Raw genomic sequence first — 22,384 nt, 5'->3', positions numbered from 1 at the left:
CGCCCCCTCGAGGGCAAGCTTGAACTAGAAATGGACCCCGGCTGCCTCGTGGATGAAATCCGGATGAGAGCCAGCGCCAGCACACCCCGGCTTTTGGGCTGGTAAGGCCGTGACGTGTTCGGCCCAACGTTCGAGCGCATCACGCATCTCGGCCGCGTACCGCGCGCGGTTATATACACCGGCTACGCCAGCCCGGTGGCCGCTGACGTGGTTTAGGATCGCCTCCACGATGTGTGGCAGCACGCCAAGCCGGTCGGCCATCACAGTGGACGCGGATCTGCGAAGATCATGGACCGTCCAATGGGGTAGGGATTCACCCAGGGCTTCCGCAATGCGCGCATCAAGCGCCGACTTCGACCTTGACCAGCCGGAGAACCCGCGATGCGGGTCACCGCTGCGTCGGGGTCCGTCACCAAAGAGAAAGTCTCGACCATCTCGGCGGGGTGGGAGTAGGGCCAGGGCGGCGGGAACAAATGGCAGCAAATGCTCGCGATGGTTCTTGGTCCGGGTGCCTGGCAGCGTCCAGAGCCCCGCACCGGTGTCAAGTTCGGCCCATTGCATACTGCCAACTTCATCACGGCGTTGGGCTGTGAGCAGCAATAGACGCACGATGCGTCCGTAATCGTCATCGCGACAGGCTCGCCAGATCGCTGATAGCTCGGTCTCCGTTAGGACCCGTTCGCGGCTTCCCGGCTGCGCGGGTCGATTGGTGCCGAGAACCGGGTTCGCAGCAATGTCGAGGCCCTCGCGTATTGCCCAGTTGAACATTGAGGACAGTGCTGTCCGGGCGCGGGCTGCTGAGACCGCTCCGTGAGTTGATGCAATGTCAGTGACGCGAGCCGAGATATGACGGCGGGTGATCTGGAAGACCGAAACCGGATGCAGGGGTTTCCAACTGACCAGCAGATAGCGCTCTATTTCCGAATAGGTCCTGGGCATCAGCCTTTGCTTGGCGTTCCGGAGATACTGATCCACGATTGTCCGGAGCGTGTCGGCCGCCTGCAGGCGCGCTTTGGCTTTCTCGTCCGCCGGGTCTTTGCCATTGGCAACGAGGCCCAAAAGCCGTTTGGCCTCCTTGCGTGCCAGCTCTGGTGTCCAGGGGGCACCGTGCGGACCGATGGTGACGAAGCGCTGCCGACCGAACACGCGATACTTTAGGACGTAGGTCGCCTGGTCGCGTTGACGCCGTACACCAAAGCCCCGCACCGCTTCGCGGTGGTCTGCGTCCCAGATAGTTTCGCCCGGCTTGAGCGCTTGCACTGCGCGGATCGTTATACTCGAAACAGCCATCGATCGCCTCTGTAGCTACCACGTAGCTACCACCATAGCGCCAATTGCAGCGCAGGTAAGGCGAGGACCGGCGGTCTTACTTCTTGATAATGCAACGATTTGCGTACGAACGGCGGGAATGGCGTAGTGCCGGCGGAGCCCTGTCTGTGTCTGTGGAACAGGAGGTCGGTGGTTCGAGCCCACCCAACTGTACCAGTGATTCCGCCACAGAATCAGTACTTTATGTAAACTGCCGCTGCATGTTCAGCCACGCATGTTTACCTCCCGTACCCTCGACCCTCTTCGATACCCGAATGCAGCGGCCATCCCCTGGAAGGCTCTATTGGCGTGCGGTTTGATGGCCGCTTGCAAAAACTGCCGTGGCTACCTGTCTATCTTGCCCGGTAATTATGTCCTGGACATAAGAAAATTCATTCCTGGAAGAAACAAATAACTCTCCAGGATGATTGACATCCTGATCCTGGTGATAGATAAGCTCTGTCGGGACGCTTTTTCATAGGAGATTCACATGATGCCTACTCAGAACGGCTTGCCTACTCCTCTCGCAACCTTGGATGAAGTGCTTGAGGTTGGCGACACCTCCGAAAAACCGATGAAGGTCTTCATTGGACACAATCTCGGGAATCGAACCTTTCTCATGCAGATGCCCATGCATGAGTTCTTCGGCATGTCCGAGGTGGCCAATGATCCTGGTCGAGATGGCGATCAGCTTGCGCAGCGTAAGCTCGATCCCGCCCATGCGCACAAGCTCGCTGTCTACATGTTAAAGGGTCTTGTCTCCGCATCAATCGAGCGCAGACAGATCTCCGGAAAAGAGGTTCCCGAGACTCTCAAGGCGATGATGGAGCGCATGGGGCGGCAGCCTTACATGGCCCTACAGCCTATTGTCGTGAACATTCGCGATTGTAATCCTCGTGGCGCTGACATTCGCGGCGACCGAATGCTTGACAAGCGCACCGATGAGACCGCGGCTTTTAAGGTCTTTCTCGCTCAACGCCATGTTCTTTGGGTCATCGACGGCCAGCATCGTCGCGAGGGCATGCGATTGGTGTTTAGTTTCCTCGAATTTGTGAGGACCACTCGGGCTTATCCCAAAAAGGGCAACTTGATCGGCTTTTCCGACGGAGACGATGCTAGTTCGGACGATCTCAAGATATGGGAAGAGTGTTTCGAGGTGGCCCGCAGCTATTGTACCCTCTTGCTGGAGGTTCACCTCGGGCTGCACACGGACGAAGAACGTCAGCTTTTCCACGACTTGAATCGCTTGGGTAAAAAAGTTGATACCAATCTCGCGCTGCAATTCGACAATTCAAACCCAATCAATTTGTTCATCAAGGAAACCCTCATCAATGATCTCGGAATCGGAGTTTCCGAAGCAGATGTCAAGGACTGGAATGACGACGAAGGGAAGCTGCCCCGTAAAGACATGGTAGCAGTCAACGCTATTCTGTTCCTAAATAAGACTAACATAAGTAGTGCGACACCTCCGATGCTCGAAGGCAAGCACGAAACCGCCGCCCGATTTTGGACGGCGGTACAGGCGATCGATGGCTTTGGCGAAGATAAGGCGAGGCAGAAGACAGTAGCTGCTCAGCCTGTTGTCCTGAAGGCAATTGCAAAACTTGTCTACGATTTTCGCTTTAGCAATCGCCGACCCGAGGATGGAGACTCGCTCACTGAGAAGCTTCTCTCTCACTTAACTGACATCGATATGAGTCACGAGAATCCGATGTGGCGGTACTACGAATTCTCGCAGGAGCAGAGACAAAGTCACGGTCTCGCAGGGCTCACCGCATACCTGCCGGCGGAGGGGACTGGAAACAGGGATATCGGAAGCTTCCAAGGGGGGTATATGCGCTTCGGTGCCAAGCACAACGATATCTATCCGATCGTTGGCGATATGATCCGTTGGAAACTTGGGCTTCCGTCGCGTCATTCATCTGAGGCAGTTGCTGAAGCTGCCGCCGCATAGCGAGATCATCTTAGATATCTACCATCGTCGTAGATCATCGACTTACGCAAATGTGGTGCCCGGGTTTCCGGGCACTGATTTGAATTCAAATTTCTTGTGTTCCCTAGAATTTAGATCACGAGGATACAATGAATAGTTCACCAAACGTCACTGCCTTACGTGTCGCCGACGAGGACTTTCTCGTTGCTAGTATGATCGAGCGCTGCCCGAAGACGATGATGATCCGCGAATTGGTCATGAACGCGATCGAGGCAGCAATCAATGCTCCAGCAGGCGAGCAAACAATAGAATTGATGCCGAAATGGATCGGCGGCGTAGAGAAGCTTTGTATTTGGAATTCTGGGCCCGGGATGTCCAGTGAAGAGCTCCATCAGATATGCGACCTGGCTGCATCCATTGGAAAAGACAAGGGGCTTGATGACAATTTCGGTATGGGCGCAAAGGTGGCGTCACTACCTTCAAATCGTTACGGCCTTCGTTATCGCAGTTGTAAAGGAGGGTTAGTGAGCGAGGTCATCTTGTGTCAGCGCGACAACGTATACGGTCGGCTTCGTCGCATGAGTGAAGCAGGCTCTCTAGAGGAGGTCTTCGATGTTACAGCAGCTTGCTTGAATGAAGGATACGATCTGTCGCGGGATTGGACTGAGGTCGTGCTGTTTGGGAATCGGGCGGACCAAAATACGCTTCGAGACCCTTACGAACAAAACCCGGCTATGAATGGTCAGTGGCTTGCAGATTATCTCTATCACCGGTTTTATCGGCTTCCTCCTGGACTTGTCGTGAGGTTCAAGCCGGGCGCTCATAAATTGGATGGCACGCGTACATTTCGGACAATTCCTGAGCGCGCATATCCGCTTGGTAGATCCGAGTGTGTAGTTTTAAAGGACGGTACAAAGATCCATTATTTCTACGATCCGCCACTCGCCAGCACAAGTCACAACAAGTCAGTGAGCGGAGCAATCACCACGGACGTAAGCACTTGCGCAATTGTATACAAGAACGAGTTGTACGATTTGCTGCGAGGGCGTCAGTGGACCTTGGATGCACCAATCTTTGGAGTAACTTTCGGCGCAAAGCACATCTCGATTCATATCGAGCTAAGCGATGATTGCTCGGTACGACCGGAAGCCTATCGACAATTTCTCAGATATCGCGAAGGAGATCAGCGTCAAGTAGTCGGTCAAGATTTTGCGCATCTCGTAAGAGAAAATCGACCCTCTTGGCTGATAGAGCTAATTAATTCGCTGGCTCCTACTGACTCGGGAAGTACCAAAGAAATTCGAGACGAACTGCAACGACTATTAAACAGCCTACGAGTCAAGACAACGAGCCCGCGCCTAAATCTAAGCGGCGACATTACTGTTGAATTTGGCACATCCGGCGGCGGGAGTCGTGCCTCCAATCAGGGGGACGGGCAGCCAGATGGCAAATCGCCACGAGTAAGGCCCGATGATTTGCTCGCCGTCCCAACCGGAGCCAAACGAGCCAGGGTTTCTCTCAACGCCGAGCGCGCTCCGGAGATAATTCCTCTTCATGACGAGAGTGCCATTGAAGAAAAAGGCCTCAAGGGTAAGGCCGCGAAATTTTATCCTGAAGCAGGGCAGCTATTTGTAAACATGCATTACCATTCGATTGCTGAAATGCGCACCCAACTTGAATTGGAGTATGCACACGCCCCTGAGCCCGAGGCGATGCGTCGGATGACAAAGGAATTTGCTGAACGAACGATGATCATTCGCGTCGGTCGGGCTGTTGTTTATGCGCTCGCTAAGCAATTGAACCAGGAGTGGACCACCGAGGATATGGCGCGCGCTCAATCTCCAGAAAGCCTGAGCATTGCGGCGGATGATTTCATCGATGGTCTTCAGAACGTTCGTAGACGAATGGGCATTGCGCTACGTGCGGTACGATCGGAGGCACCGGAAGGCATGCCCTCTTGACGCGAACAGTCCCTCAGAGCGGCGTCACCGCCGCCAACAGCGTGCCCCGCGCTACCGCGCCCGAGCCGGGTTCACCAACCACTGGTGGAGTCTTGCGTGATAACGTCCGATCAGCCTGAGCTCGAAATGCCTAAGAGCGAAAACCTTCGCCCTAACGATCGACCGTCGGGACTAAAGCGTTCGAGATTACGGTGACAGTGCGCCAAACTCCCGACGCGGGCAGTGTCCGCAACGCTACTCAAAGCCAGTTTTGTGCGCGGTCGCCGTCGCTCCCCGGTCCGCAATGCGCTATCGGTAGCGAACCAAAGACATTCATGGACAAGCAAGCCGGGCGAAAAAGATCGTGAGTTTCTTCGAGCGTCTCAAGACAGCAGCATCCGTTGAGTGGCGGGCCTACACCGAGCATCCCTTCACGAACGGATTGGCAGACGGCTCGCTCCCCGAGGCGGCGTTTCGTCACTACCTCGTTCAGGACTATCTATTCCTGATCGAGTTTGCTCGCGCCTATGCGCTCGCGGTCTACAAGTCGCCCAGACTTGCCGACATGCGTGAAGCAGCGGCCGGCCTTTCGGCCATCCTCGATGTCGAGATGAACCTGCATGTGAAGCTCTGTGCCGATTGGGGTCTATCCCCGACCGACCTTGAACAGGCGCCTCCGGCGGCCGAGATGCTGGCCTATACACGCTACGTGCTCGACGCGGGAATGCGCGGCGATCTGCTGGCACTCAAGGTGGCGCTTGCCCCCTGCGTGATCGGGTACGCGGAGATCGCAACGCGGCTCGCCTCGCTCCCCCTCGCTGACGCTGCGACGAACGCCTACCGCGTCTGGATCGCCGAGTACGCCGGCGCGCCGTACCAGGAGGTCGCCGCCAAAGCGCGGGCGCACATGGAGCATCTCGCCGATCTCTACGCCACGCCGGCGCGCGAGGCAGAACTGATTGCGATCTTCAAGGAAGCCACCCGACTCGAGGCGGACTTCTGGGAGATGGCCTGGCGCGAGGGCCAGCGTGTTGTGACAGTGCACCAAACTCCCTAACGTCAGGCGACACTGACACAACCTCTTTGCGCGTCAGGATATCATCGCCTTGATCTGCGCAGTGTCCGCAAACTCGATCAGCTCGACGATCTTTTCGTCCTGAAATCTGAACAGGTCCAGGATCTCGGTGCTGGAAGCCTTCCCGGTCGGATGGTGTAGAACGACGACGCGGGAATGGACAGCAACGCGATCTCCGTCGACCAGCTCGGCCACGATTTCGCGATCTTCGAAGCCGAATTCATCAATCAATTTACTGAAGGCTCCACGCAGGGTCGGGTGCCCCTGCATAGTCCCCGTCAGTGCGAGCGCGCTGTTGTCGCCCATCAAGGTGAACAGACCCTCGGGATGAAAGGCTGTCACCAAGCCTTCGGCGTTACCGCCGTCGCGTGCCGCGTAAGCGCTTCTGATCAATGCCAGTCTCTCTTCACGCTGTCCCATGTCACCCTCCCTGCAGGACGTATCAGGGCAGCCTAGCGACCTTTGCGTTGTAAACGCAAAATCATCGCGTTGAGGGGGCGAAGCTCAGCACGCCACGACGCAGGATGGGTCGCTTTCGTTCCCCGATTTCAGGAGAAAACGGCGCCGAGCACCGCCGAACCTTTTCACGACCTTCGGTGTTTGTGTTGCGGCAGGACTGACAACGCTGAGGAGCTGAGACATGAACGGCATTATCTATCTGGTCGGACTCGTCGTCGTGATTGGTGTGGTGCTCTCGTTCCTGGGCCTGCGCTGATTGGATATTCGGGCGGTGGTGCGGCGCACTCTGCAGGCCTCTGACACTTCACCTCGCCACCACCCACACCACCACCGGCAACGTCACCGCTGCCAGCAACGTCCCCAGCGCCACCGCGCCCGACACCGGGTTCACCAGCCGCTGGTATTGAACCGCGAAGATGTACGCATTCGCCCCGGTCGGCATCGCCGCGAACAGCACGACCACGCCGGCCGCGAGCGGCGGCAGGTCGAGCAGCTTTGCCAGCACGAACGCGGCCGCCGGCATCGCCAGCAGCTTGAGCGCGCTCATCACGACGACGCTTAACATCTCGCCCTTGACCTCGAACCGGAACAGATTGATGCCGAGCGCGATCAGCGCCGCCGGCGAGCCCGCCTGCGCCAGCAGCTCGACGGTCCTGTCGACCACGGGATGCAGGCCGAGGCCGGTGAAACGCCAGACCACGCCAAAACCGATCCCCAGCATCAGCGGATTGCGCGCGAGATCCGTGAGCACGGGCCGGATCACCGACAGCGCCGAGCCGGTCTGCTTGCGGCTGACCCATTCCATTTGCAGGATGCCGCAGAGCCAGAGCAGCGGCGTGTTCACCGACAGGATCAGCGCCATCGGGCCTGCGGCCTCGTTGCCCAGCGCCGAGAGCGTCAGGGGGATGCCGAGCATCACGATGTTGCCGTAGACCGAGCCGATCGCGAACACGACGCCGTCCTCGCGGTCCTCGCGCCGCTTGCGCAGCAGGGCCGAGAGGACAAGCGCCGCGATCCAAATGAGCGCGAGCGCGCCGTAATAGGCGCCCCACATCCGCCACGGGCTGACGTCGGAAAATTCTGACACGACGATGGTGCGGAACAGCAGCGCGGGAATCGCGATGCTGAAGGCGAATTCGGAGATGCCCTTGTGCGCGGTCTCGGAGACAAAGCGAAACAGTACCGCGGCATAGCCGGCCGCGATTAGCGCGAACACCGGCGCGACGATCAGCACGGTGGCCATGCGCCGCTACGACCCCATCTCGATGATCCTGCGCGCCATGCGAACATTGGCATAGTCGATCATCTTGCCGTCGAGGGTCACCGCGCCCTGGCCCTGCGCCTCGGCCTGCTCCATGGCCTCGACCACCCGGCGCGCGTGCGCGAGCTCGGTGTCGGACGGGACGAACGCCCGCAGCGTCGGTTCGATCTGGTCGGGATGGATCACCTGCTTGCCGTCAAAACCCATCGCAGCCGCCTTGAGCGCGCTGCTTTCAGTCAGTCTGCCATCCCGGAACCCGCCGCACGGACCGTCGATGGCGCGCAGGCCGAACGCGCGCGCGGCCACCAGCAGGCGCATCATCGGATAGGCGAACAGATCGAGCGGGGCGGAGGCGTAGCCGCTCTGGGCGGAGCCGACGTGGCGGTAGCCGTCCGGCGACGCGCCGATTTCCGAGGAGCGCGCGCCGATCGAGGCGGCGAAATCCCCGACACCGAGATGAAGCGCGCCGACGCTTTGGTGCGCCGCGGCGAGCGCATCGACATTGACGAGACCCAAGGCCGTCTCGATCAGCAGTTCGAGCGCGACAGGCAAGGGGCGACCCGGCGCGGCCGCGCGCAGCTGCTCGGCAATGGCGGCGATGTCGCTCGGGCGCTCCGCCTTCGGCACGATCACCGAATCCAGCCGGGGCAGCGCAGCGAGCTCGCGGATTTCCTGCGCGATGAACGGGCTGTCGACGGCGTTGAGCCTGACGGCGACGAGCTTGCTGCCCCAATCCAGCGAGGACAGCGCCCGCGCAGCTTCCTCCAGCGCTGCGCTCTTCTCGGAGGGCGGCACTGCATCCTCGAGGTCCATGAACACCGCGTCCGCGGTCGAGGCAGCGGCCTTGGCGACGAGACGGGAGCGATGCGCGGGAGCGGCCAGATAGACCCGCGTCGGCCGCTGAGGGGCCATGGTCATGTCTCCTTTGCGAGACCGAGCTCGCTGAGAATGGATTGGTTGTGCTGCCCGACGCCAGGCACCGGATCCATTCGGGGCGACAGGCCGGGAATGGTGAGCGCCGGCAGGAAGCTCATGACCTGACCGCACGGAGATGCCACCGTTTGCACCCGGGAGCGGGCGCGGAGCTGCTCGTGCTCCAGGAACGCCTCGACCGAATTCAGATGCGCGTTCGCGATCGAGGCCTCGTCGAGCAGCCGCAGCACCTCGTCGCTGGTCATCGCTGCAAAACGCTGCTCGATATGGACCTGCAGATCGTCCCTGTTCTGCATGCGCAGCGGATTGGTGCGGAAGCGAGGGTGGTCGGCAAATGCCGCATCGCCAAGCACGATGGCGCACAGCGATCGCCATTCCCGGTCGTTCTGGATGCCGAAGAAGATCGTGTTGCCGTCGCCGACGCGGAAGGGACCATACGGCGCTATCGTTGCATGCCTTGCCCCGGTTCGCGGCAACGGCCGGCCCGTACTCTGCGTGTAGAAGGCGGGATAGCTCATCCAGTCCGTGATGGAATCGAACAGCGAGGCCTGGAAGGCGGTGCCCTTGCCGGTGCGCTCGCGGCGATACAGCGCCATCAGCACGCCATTGAGGATGTACATGCCGGTGGCGATATCGACCACCGAAAGTCCGACCTTGGCAGGCTCCGCCTCGGTGCCGTTGATGGCGAGGACGCCGGCCTCGCACTGCACCAGGAGATCGTAGGCCTTCTTGTTGCTGTAGGGACCGCCCGCGCCATAGCCCGATACGTCGCAGGCGATGATCCGGGGATATTTCCGCAGCAGCGAGGCGGCATCGAGGCCGAGCCGCTCCGCCGCGCCCGGCGCCAGGTTCTGGATGAAGACGTCGGCCTGCGGCAGCAGGGCGTCGAGCACCTCCTGTCCTTCCGGGCTTTTGATGTCGATGGCGAGGCTCTCCTTCGACCGGTTCGTCCAGACGAACTGGCTCGACATCCCGTTCATCACGTGATCGTAGTCGCGGCAGAAATCGCCATCGCCCGGCCGCTCGATCTTGATGACGCGCGCGCCCCAGTCCGCAAGATGGCGGCTGGCAAGAGGAGCCGCGATCGCCTGCTCGAGCGAGACCACCGTCACGCCCGACAGCGGCAGCTCCGCCTCATTTCGCTCCATGCAATCGTCTCCGTCCCGCTCACGCTTTTGTCCAGCGCAGGAGACAGGCCGACCACCCCACGCACGTTCTGTGATGATGGCATCATGCTCCTGTTTTGCCCGACGAGTCAAACCGCATTTCGTAAAATCCGCAAATCACCATTGGCAAAGTCCAATCAACACATGGACTTGGCTACTGTGCATGGGGTTGTTTTCGCGTTTTTTGTTTTGGGGGGCCCTGTTGCCGAGACCGCACACGTCCCGCCTTTCGCATCTGCCCTCGTTGCCAACGAACCCCCGTTCACCCACTATCCGCTCCGACTCGACATTTTGGGGGGATCGATGCCGCCGTTCCGTTTCAACAAGACCTTTGCTGCTGCGATCACGGGGATCGCCCTGGCCGTCCTGATCCACCCGAGTGAAGGCTTTGCCTACTCCCAGGAGGAGCAGCAGGCCTGCACGCCCGATGCGATGCGGCTGTGCGGCGACTTCGTTCCGAACGTCGACGCCATCACCGCCTGCATGATCCAGAAGAAGTCGCAGCTCTCGCCGCAGTGCCGGGTGTTCTTCCGGCCGGGACCGGAGCCGGGCATGGCGGCCGCGCCCCGCGCCGGCAAGCCGACCAGCATCGCGCCCAAACCTGCGAAGAAGAGCACGAAGACCGCCAAGAAGAAGAAATCCAGCGAAGGCTGAACGCGGGCACGCGTTCCCTTTTTGAAACTCGATCATGCCCGGGCCAAAGCGCGCAGTGCGTTTGAAGTCCCGGGCATTTGCGTGCCCGGCCCCTGGTCGCTGAGTCCAAACTGATCAGGGCATCAGTCCCACACTAGCCACCGGACTCGTTTTGTTCGCCTCCGCGTGCGGACGCTTGCGACAAGGCGGGATGGAAACAGGCCGCCAAACGGATTGCGCGGCGAGGTTGCATTCCATTATTTCCCGCCGGACTGCCCAAAAAACGCACGATTGCCGGCGTGAAGCCGTCGTCGCACGCGACAGTGTGACTCAAAAGCCAACGCGCTTTGTTATTTCATGGCGCCGACATAACTTATGATAAATTTTTCTTTCCCGAATCACCGCGGTGATTCATTTTCGCCGCCTGGGGTCAATCTGGAGGCAGAGGTATGAACGTTATTGTTTTTGCATCGCGTAAAGGTGGCTCAGGCAAGAGTACGCTGGCCGCGCATCTCGCCGCGCAGATCAAGGCGACCAAGCCGATCCTGCTCGTCGATGCGGATCCGCAGGGCTCGCTCACGCTGTGGCACAAGCTGCGTGGCACCAACGAACCGCCGATCAAGTCCGCGGTGAACTCGGTCAGCGGCATCGTCTCCGCTGCCAAGCGCGACGGTTATGAATGGGTGTTGATCGACACGCCGCCGAACCTGTCGGCCGTCGTCGACGACGCCATCCGCAATGCCACCATGGTGGTGATCCCCGCCCGTCCCGGCGTGTTCGACGTCAACGCGGTGCAGGAAACCATCCAGATGTGCCGTGCGGCGCGCAAGCCCTACGCGGTCGTGCTCAACGGTGCGCCGGCGCGCCGCGACGAGTCCGAAAGCCCGATCGTCACCATCGCCCGCGAAGCGCTGGCGAAGTTCCGTGCTCCGGTGTGGGGCGGCCAGATCACCAACCGTTCCGATCTGCTGATGGCGCTGAGCCACGGCGAGGGCGCGCGGGAATATCAGGCCGAGAGCCGTGCGGCCCAGGAAATCGCAAGGCTGTGGGCGGCGATCGAACGTTCGGTAAAGGCTATTCGCGGCACGGCGTCGGCGTCCGGCGCAATGCACAAGCAGGCGGCATAATTTTTCATAAATCATTCCCCGGACGAAAAACGCGCGGACATCCGCGCGTTTTGCGTTTTTGGGAAGATGACTTGGTAGCTAGGCCACCATCAGCATGTAGAACACGATCACCGGCGACAGAGTGAGGATCACCGACCAGATGCCGGCGGCCCAGAGAATGTCCTCGGTGGTAAAGCCCTGCTGTTCAGCGTCGTAATGCGACGCCACTTCGTTATGACTATTCACAAACGCCCCCGCGATTTCTTCGCTTATGGGCGTGAACGCTACATTGGATGTTTTAAAAATCCGGGTCGCAGTCTCGCGCGCTTTCGAACACAGGTGCTACCACGGATTAACCATCCGGACGTGGGCTTGCATCACGCCAGCCAGACCCGAAACACCAGCACCGGCATCAGGCCGAGCATCACCGCCCAGAAGCCGAACGACGACACCACCACAATTCCCCGCATGAAATCGGCTGACGCGAACACGTCTGCCGCCGTCGGGCGGATGCGTTGCCCCATGATCATTCCCCCATTTGAAAAGACTTTGAATGAAGACGATAGGCACGTTTGCGTAAACGAGCCGTGGATGCACCATGCGGCAGCAGCGAAGGCCGTTCGGGCGCGGTTAACCACGCACTCCGCTCTCTCACTCCCTCTCCCCGTACTTACGGGGAGAGGGTGGGGTGCGGGCTATCAGCTACGCCGCGACTTGCATCCGTCGCTCGATCTCGCGGTCGAGCTGGACTGCGAGTTCGCTGCCGACTTCGACCATCGGCAGGCGCACTTCAGGGCTATCGATCAGGCCCGTGCGCCACAGCCAGTATTTTGCCGGCGCGGGACTGGGCTCGGTGAACAACAGGCGCGTCAGGTCGGCGACCTCCTGCCAGCGCGCCAGCGCCGCATCATGGTTGCCGCGCTTCAGCTCGGCATGGACAGCCGCAAACGTCGCGGTCTCGAGGTGGGCCGACAGCACGATGCCGCCGTCGGCGCCATCGCTGAGGGCGTCGAAATAATTCGCGTCCTCGCCGGTCAGCACGCGAAAGTCCGCAGGCCTGTCGCGCAGCAGCGCGATGGATTGCTCGCGGCTCGCGCCGCAATCCTTCAGGCCGATGATGTTCGGATGCCCGGCAAGCCGCAGCAGCGTCTGGTTGGTGATGTTGACGGAGGTGCGATAGGGGATGTTGTAGAGCGCGAGCGGCCAGGCGGCGTGATCGGCGAGCGCCTCGAAATGCGCCAGCAACCCGCGCTGCGACGGCCGCACATAATACGGGCTCGCAATCAGATAGCCGTCGATCGGCCAGTCCGCGGTCTCGTCGAGACGCTCCTTCAGCCGCGAGGTGTCCGCGCCTGACAATCCGAGGCAGACCGGAATCTTGCTGTGGGCGGTGGCCAGCTCGTCCCGCACGATCGCGACGAGGCGTTCAAGCTCCGCGTCGCGCAGCGTCATGCCTTCACCGGAGGTCGCCCCCAGGATGAAGCCGTCGACGGCTTGCCCGCTGTAATGCCGTGTCAGGCGGCGCAGCGATCTCTCGTCGAGAGCGCCGTCGCGAAACGGCGTCACCAGCGGCAGCCAGAGCCCGTGCAATTGTTCCTGTAGTCCGGTCATGTTCCATCTCCTTCTCGGGAAAAATCCTGAGACGGGGCACATGAAAAAACCCCGTCCAGGCGGCGGGGTTTTCGAAGTTTCGGCTCGCGATGACGAAGGCTGTTAGCGCGCGCAAAATTCCGAGGTCCCCAGATGGGGGCCTTTTTTCGAGGCGACTGCCTTCGACGAGATTGCGCACGACTTCGTGATCATTCGCAAATGATGCGGGGTAAGCATGGAACTGTCAATACACGCGGAGGGCGATGGCCGGATCAGCCAAAAAAAGCCGGGCTCGATCGAGCCCGGCTTAAGGTATTGGCCACGTGAGGCCGACACAATCACCTTCCAAGAGGGATTACTGAACTCCCGCGCCACTGGAGGAGGGGGACAAATGCGCAACGCGAAGGCTCAGCGTGAAAACATTATGGGCTAGCCTCGCGCCCTGCATCAAGCGTCCAAGCCGCATGTCAGACATGCGGAAATCAGGACGGCCAGCGCTGCGCCTTGCTCACCACGAAATCGCGGAACACTTGCACGCGCGCGACCGTCTTCAGCTCTTCCGGATAAACAAAATACGTATCGAGCTGGATCGAATCCGATTCGCCGAACAGCTGCACGAGGCGGCTCTGTTCTTCGATCAGATAGTCCGGCAGCGCGGCGATGCCGAGGCCCTGCTGACAGGCGCGCACGAGGCCGAGAATGTTGTTGACCCTGAAATAGGCTTCGCGCGGACCCGAGCCGTTGCGCCCCGCTTCGACCAGCCAGTTGCGGTTCTGAAGATGCGGCGCGAAGTTGCCGTCGGAGAGCGTGATGATGCGATGAGAGTCGAGCTCCTCCAGCGTACGCGGCGTGCCGAAGCGCTTGATGTAATCAGGCGAGCAATAGGCGTGGAAACCCATCGCGAACAGCTTGCGCTGGATGAGATCCGGCTGCGTCGGCTTTCGGGTACGGATCGCGACGTCGGCCTCGCGCATCGACAGATCGAGCTCCTCGTCAGTGACGATCAGCGAGATCCGGATTTCCGGATAGAGCGCGGTGAATTCGCCGAGCCGGGGGATCAGCCAGTTGATGCCGACGCCGGGCGTGGTGGTGATCTTGAGATCGCCGCTCGGCCGCTCGCGGCTGTCGGTCAGTTTCGCGCGCGCCGCCTGCAACTGCATGAACACGTCATGGGCGGTGCGGAACAAGAGATCGCCCTGTTCGGTGAGGATCAGGCCGCGCGCGTGGCGGTGGAACAGCGAGACCGAGAGTTCTTGCTCCAGTGCCGACACCTGTCGTGACACCGCCGATTGCGACAGGCCGAGCTGCTCGCCCGCGTGCGTGAAGCTGCCCGCTTCCGCCGCCGCGTGAAACACCTTCAGCTTGTCCCAGTCCATATCCGTGAATCCGTCGCGTGTTCGTGCCATGATGCCTATTCCGCTGCCGCGCGCTCGCTGGCGCGCAGGGCCAAAAATCGTTCCGCCTCGAGCGCTGCCATGCAGCCGAGGCCTGCCGCCGTGACCGCTTGACGATATGTCTCGTCGGCGACGTCGCCCGCGGCGAACAGGCCGGGGACCGAGGTGGCGGTCGAGTTCGGGGCGACCTCGACATAGCCCGACGGTTTCAGCTTGATCTGGCCGGCCACGAGCTCGGTCGCCGGGGCATGCCCGATCGCCACGAAGACGCCGTCGGTCGGCACGTCGGTCAAGGCGCCGGTCCTGACGTTCTTCAGCCGCACATGAGTGACCTTGTTCGGGTTCTCGGTGCCGCAGATCTCGTCGACGGCTGAGTCCCAGATCACCTTGATCTTCGGGTGCTTGAACAGACGCTCCTGCAGGATGCGTTCGGCGCGGAAGTGATCGCGACGATGCACGATGGTGACCTGCGAGGCATGGTTGGTGAGGTACAGGGCTTCCTCGACCGCGGTATTGCCGCCGCCGACCACCACGACGTTCTTGTTGCGGTAGAAGAAGCCGTCACAGGTGGCACAGGCCGACACGCCGCCGCCCTGGAATTTCGTTTCGGACGGCAGCCCGAGCCAGCGCGCCTGGGCGCCGGTGGCGAGGATGACGGCGTCGGCGAGATAGACGTCGCCGCTATCGCAGGTCAGGCGAAAGGGTCGCTGCGAGGTGTCAAGCTTGGTCACCAGATCGGTCTTGATCTGGGTGCCCACATGCAGCGCCTGCTTCTCCATCTGCTCCATCAGCCAGGGGCCCTGGATCACGTCGGCGAAACCCGGATAGTTTTCGACGTCGGTGGTGATGGTGAGCTGGCCGCCCGCCTGGATGCCCTGGATCAGGATCGGCTCGAGCATCGCGCGCGCGGCGTAGATCGCCGCCGTGTAGCCGGCGGGGCCGGAGCCGATGATGACGACCTTTGCATGGACAGCGGCGGACATTTCGACAGATGCCTTTCACGGGGGACTGCAGCGCGGGCGCGGAACGTGCCGGGAGGCCTCGCGGAGGCGCTGAAATATCAGAGGTAATCTAAGCCTTCTGGTGAGCTATGCAAGAATTGCATTCCCTGTCGGCGGATTTTTCCAACAAGGAACAAAAGTCGATTGCGCTGCACGCGCAATAAAATTGCGCCGAGTGCGCGGTCTGGGCTATGAGGATTGCGACAGACCCACCAATACCGCCGTAAAGGCCAGGAGTTCCAATCACGTGTCGCGGAACCTAGACGAGATCGACCTGAAAATTCTCACCGAGATTCAGGCCGACGGTCGAATCACGAATGTCGAGCTGGCCAAGCGCGTCGGCATTTCGCCACCGCCCTGCCTGCGCCGCGTCCGGGCGCTGGAGGAGGAGGGGTATATCCACGGCTATCGCGGGCTTCTGGATGCGCGCAAGCTGGGCTTCGACGTCACGGTGTTTGCCGCGGTGCACCTCTCCAGCCAGGCCGAGGCCGATTTGCGCGCCTTCGAGGAGTTCGTCCGCGCCGAGCCGCTGGTGCGCGAGTGCTGGATGCTGTCGGGCGAAGTCGATTTCATCCTGAAATGCGTCGCACCCGACATGGCCACCTTCCAGGATTTCGTCACCCACCTGACCGCCGCCCCACACGTCCGCAACGTGCGGACCTCGCTGGTGCTGCACAATTCGAAATACGAGGCGGCCGTGCCGCTGGACGTGAGGGCAAGAAGGTAGCGTCTCCGCCGTCATTGCGAGCGGAGCGAAGCAATCCAGGCGGTCTCCGCGGAAAGACTCTGGATTGCTTCGCTGCGCTCGCAATGACGAGGGGGAGGGATCATCCCACCTCATTGCCAGCAACATGCAGCAACAAAAAAGGCCGCGCACTGCGCGGCCTTTTTCAAATCACATGCGACGGCAAATCGTTACCGCCACTCCACCTTGGTGATCTCGTAAGCCTTGGCGCCGCCGGGTGCGTTGACCTCGACGGTTGAGCCCTTCTTCTTGCCGATCAGCGCGCGCGCGAGCGGCGAGGTGATGGAGATGCGGCCCTTCTTGGCGTCGGCCTCGACCTCGCCGACGATCTGCCACACCGTCTTCTTTTCGGTGTCCTCGTCGACCAGTGTCACGGTCGCGCCGAACTTGATGGTGTCGCCGGACAGCTTCGAGATATCGATGATGTCGGCGCGCGCGAGCTTGTCCTCGAGCTCGGCGATGCGGCCTTCATTGTGGGACTGCTCTTCCTTCGCGGCGTGGTATTCCGCGTTCTCCGAAAGGTCTCCGTGCGAGCGCGCCTCGGCGATATGCTCGATGATCCGCGGACGGTCCTCCGACTGGCGCTTCTTCAGTTCTTCCCCGAGCGCGGCAAAGCCGCCCGCTGTCATCGGTACCTTTTCCATCTCTTCTCTCGTCCTTCGGTCGCGCGCGCCCTGACATGCCAGCGCGCACGCAACTTGATTCGTCAGTCTGTCCGGCGGCTCAACGCGCTTGCCGCCGAACGTTCATATGGGCTTGGCGCCGGAACAGAACAACCATATGGCCGGACAGTTCCTCCGGCCATAGTGGCTTCATCGCCAATCACTTAGCGGAAGGTTGGGCCTCCCGCTCGCGATCAGGTTTCCGAAAAGTAGCTCTGCAGGGTCCGAACCTCAAGGTCCCCGCCCAGATAGGCGCGGATGCCCTGCGCGGCCGCCACGGCCCCGGAAAGAGTGGTGTAATACGGCACTTTATGCAAGAGGGCCGCGCGCCGCAGAGAACGGCTGTCGGCGAGCGCCTGCGGGCCTTCGGTGGTGTTGAAGACGAGCTGGACGTCGCCATTGGTGATGGCGTCGACGATGTGCGGCCGGCCCTCCAGCACCTTGTTCACCTTCTCGGTCGGGATGCCGTGGTCGGTCAGGAAGCGGGCCGTGCCGGATGTCGCCAGCACCTTGAAGCCGAGCGAATGCAGCTCGCGAACGGCCTCGGTGATGCGCGTCTTGTCGCTCTCGCGAACCGAGACGAACACCGTGCCCTTGCGCGGCACCCGCGTGCCGCCGCCGAGCTGGCTCTTGGCGAACGCCACCGCGAAGGAGCGGTCGATGCCCATGACCTCGCCGGTCGAGCGCATCTCGGGCCCGAGCACGGTATCGACGCCGGGGAAACGGGCGAACGGAAACACCGATTCCTTTACGCCGACATGATCGAGGTTCGCCTTCTTCAGCTTGAAATCGGCAAGCTTCTCGCCGGCCATGATGCGCGCCGCGATCTTCGCAACCGGCGTGCCGACCACCTTGGCGACAAAGGGCACCGTGCGCGAGGCGCGCGGATTGACTTCGAGCACGTAGATCTCGCCGTCCTTGATGGCGTATTGCACATTCATCAGGCCGACGACGTCGAGGCCGAGCGCCAACTCGCGGGTCTGCCGCTCCAGCTCCTCGATCATCTTGTCGTCCAGGGAGTGCGGCGGCAGCGAGCAGGCGCTGTCGCCGGAATGAATGCCGGCTTCCTCGATGTGCTCCATGATGCCGACGATGAAGGTGTCCTTGCCGTCGCAGAGGCAGTCGACGTCGATCTCGGTCGCATCGGACAGATAGCGGTCGAACAGCAGCGGGTTCTTGCCGAGCACGGTGTTGATCTGGCCGGTTTTGTCGTTCGGGTAGCGGGCCTTGACGTCCCCCGGCACCAGCTCCGGCAGCGTGCCGAGCAGGTAATCGCTGAGCTGGTTCTCCTCGCGGATGATTTGCATCGCGCGGCCGCCGAGCACGTAGGAGGGGCGAACCACCAGCGGTAGGCCGAGATCGGTTGCGACCAGGCGCGCTTGCTCGACCGAATAGGCGATGCCGTTCTTGGGCTGCTTCAGCCGCAGCTTGTCGAGCACCCGCTTGAAACGGTCGCGGTCTTCCGCCAGGTCAATGGCATCGGGCGAGGTACCGAGGATCGGCACTTCGGCGGCTTCCAGCGCTCGCGCGAGCTTGAGCGGGGTCTGACCGCCGAACTGCACGATCACGCCGTGAAGCGTGCCGTTGGTGCGTTCCTTCGCGATGATCTCCAGCACGTCCTCGGCGGTGAGCGGCTCGAAATAGAGCCGGTCGGCAGTGTCGTAGTCGGTCGACACCGTCTCCGGGTTGCAGTTGACCATGATGGATTCGTAGCCGGCGTCGTGCAGCGCGAAGCAGGCGTGACAGCAGCAATAGTCGAACTCGATACCCTGGCCGATGCGGTTCGGTCCGCCGCCGAGGATGATGACCTTTTTCTTGTCGGACGGCGAGCTCTCGTCCGCAGGCGCGCCCGCGAACGGCGCCTCATAGGTCGAGTACATGTAGGCGGTCGGCGAAGCGAATTCGGCCGCGCAGGTATCGATGCGCTTGTAGACCGGGCGTACGCCGAGCGCGTGGCGCTTCGCCGTGACCTCTGCCTCCGTCGTCTCCGCGATCACCGCGAGCCGAGCATCGGAGAAGCCCATGGCCTTGAGCGTGCGCATGCCGAAGGCGTTGCCCGGCAGGCCGTTCCTGCGGACCTTCGCCTCCATGTCGACGATGCCGCGCATCTCGCTGAGGAACCACGGATCGATCTTGCAGGAATTGAAGATCTCCTCGTCCGACCAGCCGAGCCGCATCGCCTGCGCGACCTGGAGCAGCCGGTTCGGCGTCGGCGTGCCCAGCGCAGCGCGGATCGCATTCTTGTCGTCGTCGCGGCCGAGACCTTCGATCTCGATCTCGTCGAGGCCGGTGAGGCCGGTCTCGAGCCCGCGCAATGCCTTTTGCAGGCTTTCCTGGAAGGTGCGGCCGATCGCCATGACTTCGCCGACCGACTTCATCGACGTGGTCAGCGTGGTGGAGGCGCCGGGGAATTTCTCGAAGGCGAAACGCGGCACCTTGGTGACGACATAGTCGATCGTCGGCTCGAACGAGGCCGGCGTGGCGCCGCCGGTGATGTCGTTGGCGATTTCGTCGAGCGTGTAGCCGACCGCAAGCTTAGCGGCGACCTTTGCGATCGGAAATCCGGTGGCTTTCGAAGCCAGAGCGGAGGAACGCGACACGCGCGGATTCATCTCGATGACGACCATGCGACCGTCTTCGGGGTTGACGCCGAACTGCACGTTGGAGCCGCCGGTCTCGACGCCGATCTCGCGCAGCACCGCCAGCGAGGCGTCGCGCATGATCTGGTATTCCTTGTCGGTCAGCGTCAGCGCCGGCGCCACCGTGATGGAATCGCCGGTGTGCACGCCCATCGGATCGAGGTTCTCGATCGAGCAGACGATGATGCAATTGTCTTTCTTGTCACGCACCACCTCCATCTCGTACTCTTTCCAGCCGAGCACGGATTCTTCGATCAGCACTTCGTTGGTGGGAGACGCATCCAGGCCGCGCTCGATGATGTCGAGGAACTCTTCCTTGTTGTAGGCAATGCCGCCACCGGTGCCGCCCATGGTGAAGGAGGGGCGGATGATCGCGGGCAGGCCGATCTCGGACAGCGCCATCAGCGCCTGGCCGAGCGCATATTCCTGGTAACGCTTGCGACGGTCGCTCTCGCCGAGCGTCCACTGCCGCTCGAGCTCTGCGAGCTCCGCGCCAGAGGCCTTTGCGCGTTCGGCCTGGTACTTGTCGCGAAAGGACTTCTTCAGGGCGGAGGCGTTGGCGAGCCGCGACTTCGGCGTCTCGAGCCCGATCTTGGTCATGGCCTCGCGGAACAGCTGTCGGTCTTCGGCCTTGTCGATCGCGTCCGCGGTGGCGCCGATCATCTCGACGTCGAATTTTTCGAGCGTGCCTTGCTGGCGCAGCGACAGCGCGCAGTTCAGCGCGGTCTGTCCGCCCATGGTCGGCAGCAGCGCGAAGCCGCCGGGAATGACGTGACGTTCCTTCTCAATGATTTTCGCGACGATCTCGGGCGTGATCGGCTCGATATAAGTCGCATCGGCCAATTCCGGGTCGGTCATGATGGTGGCCGGATTGGAATTGACGAGGACGATGCGATAGCCCTCTTCCTTCAGCGTCTTCACCGCCTGGGTGCCCGAATAGTCGAACTCGCAGGCCTGGCCGATCACGATGGGACCGGCGCCGATGATCAGGATGGTGGTGATGTCTGTACGTTTGGGCATCAACTCTCGCCGAAGTGGAATTTGGGCACAAAAAAAGGGCGCGCCTGCTGCGCGTCCCTTTGGCCGAGAGCGCGGTGGTCCCCCCTCGCGCGCGGGGTGGGTCTTAGACCAGTTTTCGGGGCGGCGAAACCCCGAAAAACGCCCATCAACCGGCAATTTTGACCGGTTTTGGCCGGGCCTGCCAGCCCCGGGCGAGATGCACCAGAACAGCCGCCGAAACGCTCAGTCCGCCGACCCAGCCGAGATCGGCCGGGCTCCACGCCGCAAGCACGGCGCCACCCAGGGCACCGCCGATCGCAAATCCGAGATACATGGCCGAGGCGTTGAGCGAGAGCGCGATCATCGAGGCCTGCGGCTCGATCCGGATGATGCTGGCGACCTGGGCCGGGTAGAACGCCCAGCCCGAGATGCCCCACAGGAAGATCGCGCCCAGCACCGCATAATGCGCCTGTCCCGGCATCAGCTTCAGGACCAACGAATGCAGGATCAGCGCGCTGGCCATGCCGGCAAGCCCGAGACCTGCTGTGGCGAGCGTGCCGAGCCGGTCGGCCAGGACGCCGCCGAGCATGTTGCCGATCGCGGCGGCGCCGCCGAACACCAGCAGCGCGAGGCTGATCTGCGACGCATCGAATCCAAGGCCGCGCAGCGGGATCGCGAAATAGGTGAACACTGTGAAGCCGCCGAGCGCCCACAGGATCGTGATCAGAAGCGCGGTCAGGACGTTGCGGTGACGCGCCACCGCCAGCCGATCGCTGAGCGAGGCCGTGTTGCGCGGCAGGCCGCGGGGCAGGCCGAGCAGGAGGCCGGCGAGCGCAACGGCGCCGATCAGTGCGGCCATGGCAAAGGTCGCGCGCCAGCCGAGCAGGCTGCCGACGAGATTGCCGAGCGGAACGCCGATGACGGTCGCAACGGTGAGGCCGGAGGTAACCAGCGCCACCGCGCGGCCGCGTCGCTCCGGCGCCGCGACGGCCACGGATACGGCCAGCGCGGTCGGCATGCACAGGCCGGAGCCCAGCGCCATCAGCATGCGCGAGGCCAGCAGCAGGGCGTAATTCGACGCCACCATCGCCGCGAGGTTTCCGGCGATGAAGGTCGATAGCGCCAGGGCCAGCACGGTGCGGCGGTCGATATTGTTCAGCGTCACCGCCAGGATCGGCGAGCCGACCGCATAGGTGAGGGCGTAGGCCGTGACCAACTGCCCGGCGGCGGGAACGGAAATCGCCAGATCGCTTGCGATCGACGGCAAAAGCCCTGCAATGACAAAGCCTTCCGTACCGATCGCAAAGGCCGCCAGGGCCAACCAGAATACGCTCATCCGAGGATTCCCTATGTTCAATGTTTATTGAACTATCGATGGGACGGTCAGGAGTCAATTGGTTCAAGAACTATTGAACATCGAAGCCATTTCGCTATGATCTCGGACCATGAGCCGCACCCCACCCCCCCCCCCCCCCCCCCCCCAAGAAACAAGCGGGGTTTTGGGTTTTAGGTGGGGGGAGCAAGCCGTGTGGGCGGAGGT

The 22,384-nt window shown here is 61.7% G+C and carries 19 protein-coding genes; 6 read left to right on the top strand and 13 right to left on the bottom strand.

The genetic code is table 11. The features are described 5' to 3' along the window. Positions 1-24: 24 nt before the first annotated feature. On the bottom strand, positions 25-1,290 hold the full coding sequence (locus AC0L3P_RS27235; protein ID WP_473306652.1) for a tyrosine-type recombinase/integrase: 1,266 nt from the start codon (positions 1,288-1,290) through the stop codon (positions 25-27). A gap of 508 nt (positions 1,291-1,798) precedes the next feature. Between AC0L3P_RS27235 and AC0L3P_RS27230 the strand changes: the two genes are divergently transcribed. From AC0L3P_RS27230 to tenA, 3 genes are all read left to right on the top strand, one after another. Continuing rightward, on the top strand, positions 1,799-3,262 hold the full coding sequence (locus AC0L3P_RS27230; protein WP_473306650.1) for a DNA sulfur modification protein DndB: 1,464 nt from the start codon (positions 1,799-1,801) through the stop codon (positions 3,260-3,262). A 128-nt stretch (positions 3,263-3,390) separates the two neighbouring features. After that, a complete protein-coding gene (locus tag AC0L3P_RS27225) occupies positions 3,391-5,202 on the top strand; it encodes an ATP-binding protein (RefSeq protein ID WP_473306648.1) in 1,812 nt (603 codons plus the stop codon). Positions 5,203-5,545: 343 nt separating this feature from the next. Beyond that, positions 5,546-6,238, top strand: a complete 693-nt coding sequence (gene tenA / locus AC0L3P_RS27220; protein ID WP_354061664.1) for a thiaminase II — start codon at positions 5,546-5,548, stop codon at positions 6,236-6,238. 33 nt (positions 6,239-6,271) lie between these two features. Here tenA and AC0L3P_RS27215 read toward each other — a convergent pair whose 3' ends face one another. From AC0L3P_RS27215 to AC0L3P_RS27200, 4 genes are all read right to left on the bottom strand, one after another. Continuing rightward, positions 6,272-6,676 (bottom strand): nuclear transport factor 2 family protein, encoded by a 405-nt coding sequence (locus AC0L3P_RS27215; protein WP_354061666.1) that lies wholly within the window; start codon positions 6,674-6,676, stop codon positions 6,272-6,274. A 343-nt stretch (positions 6,677-7,019) separates the two neighbouring features. Continuing rightward, complete coding sequence (locus AC0L3P_RS27210; protein ID WP_473306643.1) at positions 7,020-7,958, bottom strand: AEC family transporter; 939 nt, start codon at positions 7,956-7,958, stop codon at positions 7,020-7,022. Between the two features lie 6 nt (positions 7,959-7,964). Then, positions 7,965-8,894: an HpcH/HpaI aldolase/citrate lyase family protein gene (locus tag AC0L3P_RS27205; RefSeq protein ID WP_473306640.1), complete on the bottom strand. Its 930-nt coding sequence runs from the start codon at positions 8,892-8,894 to the stop codon at positions 7,965-7,967. Then, entirely contained in the window at positions 8,891-10,057 is a 1,167-nt protein-coding gene (locus AC0L3P_RS27200; RefSeq protein ID WP_473306638.1) for a CaiB/BaiF CoA transferase family protein, read from the bottom strand. Before AC0L3P_RS27200 ends, AC0L3P_RS27205 begins: the two co-directional genes overlap by 4 nt. A 321-nt stretch (positions 10,058-10,378) precedes the next feature. On the opposite strand from AC0L3P_RS27200, the gene AC0L3P_RS27195 reads away from it, so the two are divergent. After that, complete coding sequence (locus AC0L3P_RS27195) at positions 10,379-10,729, top strand: hypothetical protein (RefSeq protein WP_275172526.1); 351 nt, start codon at positions 10,379-10,381, stop codon at positions 10,727-10,729. Between the two features lie 428 nt (positions 10,730-11,157). Continuing rightward, on the top strand, positions 11,158-11,835 hold the full coding sequence (locus tag AC0L3P_RS27190) for a ParA family protein (protein ID WP_007596685.1): 678 nt from the start codon (positions 11,158-11,160) through the stop codon (positions 11,833-11,835). A 78-nt stretch (positions 11,836-11,913) separates the two neighbouring features. On the opposite strand, the gene AC0L3P_RS27185 is transcribed toward AC0L3P_RS27190, so the two are convergent. The 5 genes from AC0L3P_RS27185 to trxB form a co-directional block, all read right to left on the bottom strand. Further along, positions 11,914-12,060 (bottom strand): hypothetical protein, encoded by a 147-nt coding sequence (locus tag AC0L3P_RS27185; RefSeq protein ID WP_275172513.1) that lies wholly within the window; start codon positions 12,058-12,060, stop codon positions 11,914-11,916. Between the two features lie 131 nt (positions 12,061-12,191). Continuing rightward, positions 12,192-12,338 (bottom strand): hypothetical protein, encoded by a 147-nt coding sequence (locus AC0L3P_RS27180; RefSeq protein WP_354061676.1) that lies wholly within the window; start codon positions 12,336-12,338, stop codon positions 12,192-12,194. 178 nt (positions 12,339-12,516) lie between these two features. Then, on the bottom strand, positions 12,517-13,425 hold the full coding sequence (locus AC0L3P_RS27175; protein WP_473306636.1) for a 4-hydroxy-tetrahydrodipicolinate synthase family protein: 909 nt from the start codon (positions 13,423-13,425) through the stop codon (positions 12,517-12,519). 461 nt (positions 13,426-13,886) lie between these two features. After that, the gene (locus tag AC0L3P_RS27170; protein ID WP_007614700.1) at positions 13,887-14,810 is read right to left on the bottom strand and encodes a LysR family transcriptional regulator; all 924 of its coding nucleotides are present in this window, start codon (positions 14,808-14,810) and stop codon (positions 13,887-13,889) included. Positions 14,811-14,815: 5 nt separating this feature from the next. Beyond that, positions 14,816-15,781, bottom strand: coding sequence for a thioredoxin-disulfide reductase (gene trxB / locus AC0L3P_RS27165; RefSeq protein WP_354061680.1), 966 nt, complete (start codon positions 15,779-15,781; stop codon positions 14,816-14,818). Between the two features lie 265 nt (positions 15,782-16,046). Here trxB and AC0L3P_RS27160 point away from each other — a divergent pair, with 265 nt between their 5' ends. After that, positions 16,047-16,526, top strand: coding sequence for an Lrp/AsnC family transcriptional regulator (locus AC0L3P_RS27160; protein ID WP_275172518.1), 480 nt, complete (start codon positions 16,047-16,049; stop codon positions 16,524-16,526). A gap of 188 nt (positions 16,527-16,714) precedes the next feature. Here the strand turns inward: AC0L3P_RS27160 and greA are convergent, their stop codons facing one another. The 3 genes from greA to AC0L3P_RS27145 form a co-directional block, all read right to left on the bottom strand. Next, complete coding sequence (gene greA / locus AC0L3P_RS27155; protein ID WP_007596674.1) at positions 16,715-17,188, bottom strand: transcription elongation factor GreA; 474 nt, start codon at positions 17,186-17,188, stop codon at positions 16,715-16,717. A 212-nt stretch (positions 17,189-17,400) separates the two neighbouring features. After that, positions 17,401-20,865 (bottom strand): carbamoyl-phosphate synthase large subunit, encoded by a 3,465-nt coding sequence (carB, locus tag AC0L3P_RS27150; protein ID WP_354101207.1) that lies wholly within the window; start codon positions 20,863-20,865, stop codon positions 17,401-17,403. A 145-nt stretch (positions 20,866-21,010) separates the two neighbouring features. Beyond that, complete coding sequence (locus AC0L3P_RS27145) at positions 21,011-22,180, bottom strand: MFS transporter (protein WP_473306628.1); 1,170 nt, start codon at positions 22,178-22,180, stop codon at positions 21,011-21,013. Positions 22,181-22,384 lie beyond the last annotated feature (204 nt).

The organism is Bradyrhizobium sp. WSM4874 (genome assembly GCF_055811835.1).
Note: the sequence above shows the minus strand (reverse complement) of the source record. Positions and strands in the feature narration are given on the sequence as shown.

Bases quoted from the DNA above. Each gene is read 5' to 3' on its own strand.
- AC0L3P_RS27230 (WP_473306650.1), top strand. From the start codon at position 1,799: ATGATGCCTACTCAGAACGGCTTGCCTACTCCTCTCGCAACCTTGGAT.
- trxB (WP_354061680.1), bottom strand. From the start codon at position 15,781: ATGTCCGCCGCTGTCCATGCAAAGGTCGTCATCATCGGCTCCGGCCCC.
- AC0L3P_RS27215 (WP_354061666.1), bottom strand. From the start codon at position 6,676: ATGGGACAGCGTGAAGAGAGACTGGCATTGATCAGAAGCGCTTACGCG.
- AC0L3P_RS27200 (WP_473306638.1), bottom strand. From the start codon at position 10,057: ATGGAGCGAAATGAGGCGGAGCTGCCGCTGTCGGGCGTGACGGTGGTC.
- AC0L3P_RS27210 (WP_473306643.1), bottom strand. From the start codon at position 7,958: ATGGCCACCGTGCTGATCGTCGCGCCGGTGTTCGCGCTAATCGCGGCC.
- greA (WP_007596674.1), bottom strand. From the start codon at position 17,188: ATGGAAAAGGTACCGATGACAGCGGGCGGCTTTGCCGCGCTCGGGGAA.
- AC0L3P_RS27175 (WP_473306636.1), bottom strand. From the start codon at position 13,425: ATGACCGGACTACAGGAACAATTGCACGGGCTCTGGCTGCCGCTGGTG.
- AC0L3P_RS27205 (WP_473306640.1), bottom strand. From the start codon at position 8,894: ATGACCATGGCCCCTCAGCGGCCGACGCGGGTCTATCTGGCCGCTCCC.
- AC0L3P_RS27195 (WP_275172526.1), top strand. From the start codon at position 10,379: ATGCCGCCGTTCCGTTTCAACAAGACCTTTGCTGCTGCGATCACGGGG.
- AC0L3P_RS27170 (WP_007614700.1), bottom strand. From the start codon at position 14,810: ATGGCACGAACACGCGACGGATTCACGGATATGGACTGGGACAAGCTG.
- AC0L3P_RS27190 (WP_007596685.1), top strand. From the start codon at position 11,158: ATGAACGTTATTGTTTTTGCATCGCGTAAAGGTGGCTCAGGCAAGAGT.
- AC0L3P_RS27225 (WP_473306648.1), top strand. From the start codon at position 3,391: ATGAATAGTTCACCAAACGTCACTGCCTTACGTGTCGCCGACGAGGAC.
- AC0L3P_RS27235 (WP_473306652.1), bottom strand. From the start codon at position 1,290: ATGGCTGTTTCGAGTATAACGATCCGCGCAGTGCAAGCGCTCAAGCCG.
- AC0L3P_RS27145 (WP_473306628.1), bottom strand. From the start codon at position 22,180: ATGAGCGTATTCTGGTTGGCCCTGGCGGCCTTTGCGATCGGTACGGAA.
- carB (WP_354101207.1), bottom strand. From the start codon at position 20,865: ATGCCCAAACGTACAGACATCACCACCATCCTGATCATCGGCGCCGGT.
- AC0L3P_RS27180 (WP_354061676.1), bottom strand. From the start codon at position 12,338: ATGGGGCAACGCATCCGCCCGACGGCGGCAGACGTGTTCGCGTCAGCC.